Here is a 3,384-nt window from a genome sequence, read left to right as displayed (position 1 = left end):
GATTAAAAGCAAACTGGTTTTGAGACGAGAAGAGATGGATAAGATACTTGAAAATGCGATGTTGAAATTGGAGAAACAAGGTTATGAAAAATCTGAACTTAAAATACGAATGTCTGAGATAAGCGAGAAATACAAAGAAAAGCCCCATTTTATAATCGAGAATAAAAAGTACCCAGACTTAAAAAAAGTCATTGCGAAACTTAAAAAAACGGTATCACAGGTAAAGGATGAAGAAGCAGAAAAGAAGAATCTTGAGATCAACATATTTAGCATACTAGTAGATCAATTTTCTAGGAAAGTGGATAGAGCAATTTTGTTCCCAATACTTAGGGAGTATTTGAGTAAACAAGAAACATTGGACTACAAAAAAACATTTAACAACCATTATTACAACGAAATCTTCGAAATAATAGAAGAAAAAGGATATTTAAAAATCAGAGAGAGTGAGAAAATCGTAACTTGAGGGTAATTAATGGAGAGCGTATTAGAACGCCTAAAAGAAAAAAAAGTTGAAATTACGCAAAGTAAAAAAAAACTCATTTTTGTGAAGATAGAAAACAATAACAACAGAATGTTATATCACACAAAAATAATGAATGACTTATACATATTTGGAGTTAATAAAAACCAAAAACATAAATTTTTTATTTCTTTTAGAGGATTGTTTAATCAGAAAAAAATAGAAGCATTTCATTTATTCTCTTTAAGAGGTGATGATAAGTTTTTAGGAATATTTTATGGATATAGGAGACCAATAAAAAATGTAGTTAGGAGGTATGAAGAAAATGGTGTTATGAAGGCATCTACCTTCTCAAAGGCTTATTACATAGAATTTAGATTCGAAAAAGGTAGCGTATTTTGTTATCTTGTAGGAATTTCTTATTTGTTTAAAAAAGAAAAGTTAAATTCAAAATATTGCAAAACATTACTTGAAATAATAACAAATTTAGAAAAACAAATATACGAATTTTACGATAAAAAATTACCAAATGGGGGCATCATAAGTAAATGGATAAAAAAAAAAGCAAAATAATTAGTATTGCAAATATGAAAGGTGGTGTTGGTAAAAGTACGAGTTCGATAATATTCGCAAAATTGTTGTCTCAAAGATATAAAGTACTTTTAATAGATATGGATACACAAGCTTCAATTACGAGTTATTATAAGGATAAAATAAGGGAACTTAGTATAGATTTACGCATAACAAATATATATGAAGTTTTAATTGATAATTTAAATGTTAGAGAAGCGATCATAAACGTTGATAACAATTTAGATTTTATTCCCAGCTACTTGACTTTACACAAAATTAACGACGATAGAATAGATTCTAAGGAACTTCTACTTAAATTAAATTTAGATTGCTTTTGTAATGATTACGAATACATTATATTAGATACGACTCCTAGTTTTGATTTTACATATAGAAATTCATTATTGAGTAGTGATTACATAATTGTACCTATTGTTCCCGAAAAGTGGGCAATTGAATGTTTGGATTTATTTTATTATTTTTTCAATAATTTAGAATTAAATGTTCCTGTTTTTGTGCTTGTGACCAGATTTAAAAACAATAATACGCATAAAGAATATGCTAGTTTGTTGAAAAATAAAGATAATTTTTTGGGTATCATTTCTGAGAGAGAAGACTTGAATAAAAATATAGCAAGTAATTCTATTTTTTCTTCAAATAAAGATTATATGAAAGAATATAAAAGTGCTGTTAGTATCTTTTTAAATAGTGTTCAAAGTATTAAATGATTATTGTTTTTATGTAGTAAGTTGTCTGCTTAGCAGACAACTTAAAGAAATATAGATAATCTGGAGGTTGTTATGAAATTAAGATCAAGGTTAAAAATAGATAGTAGAAATTTAGAGGATACAAATCATGATTCTAAGATTCAACGTTATAACAAATTAAAAGAAAAAATAATAAATAATTTTAAAAAAGAAATTTTTCATAAAATAGAGACTATAAAAGCGTTAAAAGAAATAAAAGATAACAAATATTATAAATTAGATGGACATAATAGTTTTAATTCGTTTTCAAAAAATTTTAGACTTGCCAGAAGTCAGGTGTATGAATATCTTAGAATAGGAGATGCCTTTGAAGAAGGATTATTAGAAGAGCAGTTTGTTATAGAATATGGGATTAAGTACACTATTTCTTTTTTGAGAAATAAAGAAGGAATTTCTCTTAAGAAGTCAAAAGTAAATCCAATAAAACCACTTCGTTTTCAACTTAAGTGTCAAGAAAGTTATGATTATTATAAAAAAGATTCAAAATTTACTAGTTTTGTAATGGATACTTTGTTTAGAGAAAAAAGAGACTGGCTTGATGAATTTAGAAAAAGATATGAGACCTTAAGAGGTTTTAAGGATAATTAAAAGGAATATGCACAATTTAACTTATAAAACATAACTTAAAACAGAAAATTGAGTTTGAAATTTGCTTATAACTAAGTTTAGTATAAAAAAATATGTAAAATCTTAAATAATATATTTATTGCATTGTTTAAAACAAGAGTTGATTTTATTTTAAGTTTATTGTATTCTAACTATTATTAGTAGTGCTAATCATATTAGTACTACCTTGTTTATGATCAAATTCATAAGCCTTTAGAGCTTAATTAAGCATTCTGAAAAGAATATTTAATTAAGCTCTAATTTGTTAGTTGAAAGTTTTTAAAATCAATTCATTTTTTTAATTTTATTTTTTTGATAATTTTTATGTTTTTTGTTAAAAAAACATAAAAATTATGTTATAATATTTTGTATATCATAAGCAAGGAGATAATAATGAAAAATATAAATAACATAATGCAAGAAATTATTAACAAATATATTAGTGAAATTACGTCAGAAGATATTTTAAAATTATGGAATTCATACAAATGTATGTATGGATTAGATAAAATAGATTTACAATCAGAACGTGATATTTTAACTTTGCTTAAAATAAATAATCTTAATCCATTTAAAAAAGAAGCATACATAATACCATTTAATGGGAGACCAACAGTTGTAGTAGCATATCAAACTTTGCTTAAAAGAGTATATGAGTATGGATATGATAGTAGAGATTTTTCATTTAAAGAAGAAAAGCTAAAGACTTATAGAGTTGATGCTAAAGGTAATATAATAGAAAAAGAAGACTTACAGTGTACTGCATATATGAGTACTAGCGAAGGAAAATGTTATAGCTTTTCAGTTCTTTTAGGAGAGTGTAGTAGAAATACAGCAGTATGGAGAGAGAAGCCAGTGTTTATGCTAAGAAAATGTGCAATAAGTGGACTTTGTAGAACATTGCCAGGAACTGATTTATCTGCTATGCCATATACTAGAGAAGAATTAGAAGGTATAAGTACTGTATATGAAGAACAA

The 3,384-nt window shown here is 25.6% G+C and carries 5 protein-coding genes; all 5 read left to right on the top strand.

What is annotated here, in order from left to right:
* Window positions 1-463 (top strand): plasmid maintenance protein (locus tag U881_RS0102230; RefSeq protein WP_024653096.1); only part of this gene is annotated, 463 nt, incomplete at its 5' end.
* Window positions 464-472: 9 nt separating this feature from the next.
* Window positions 473-1,033, top strand: coding sequence for a DUF226 domain-containing protein (locus U881_RS0102225; protein ID WP_024653095.1), 561 nt, complete (start codon window positions 473-475; stop codon window positions 1,031-1,033).
* Window positions 1,009-1,761 (top strand): ParA family protein, encoded by a 753-nt coding sequence (locus U881_RS0102220; protein WP_024653094.1) that lies wholly within the window; start codon window positions 1,009-1,011, stop codon window positions 1,759-1,761. The genes U881_RS0102225 and U881_RS0102220 overlap by 25 nt, the downstream gene beginning before the upstream one ends.
* 72 nt (window positions 1,762-1,833) lie before the next feature.
* Window positions 1,834-2,388: a chromosome replication/partitioning protein gene (locus tag U881_RS0102215; RefSeq protein ID WP_038363399.1), complete on the top strand. Its 555-nt coding sequence runs from the start codon at window positions 1,834-1,836 to the stop codon at window positions 2,386-2,388.
* 411 nt (window positions 2,389-2,799) lie between these two features.
* On the top strand, window positions 2,800-3,384 hold a 585-nt coding region (locus U881_RS0102210), incomplete at its 3' end, for a recombinase RecT (protein ID WP_024653092.1).

Source organism: Borrelia persica No12 (genome assembly GCF_000500045.1).
Taxonomy (GTDB): Bacteria; Spirochaetota; Spirochaetia; order Borreliales; family Borreliaceae; genus Borrelia; species Borrelia persica.
Note: the sequence above shows the minus strand (reverse complement) of the source record. Positions and strands in the feature narration are given on the sequence as shown.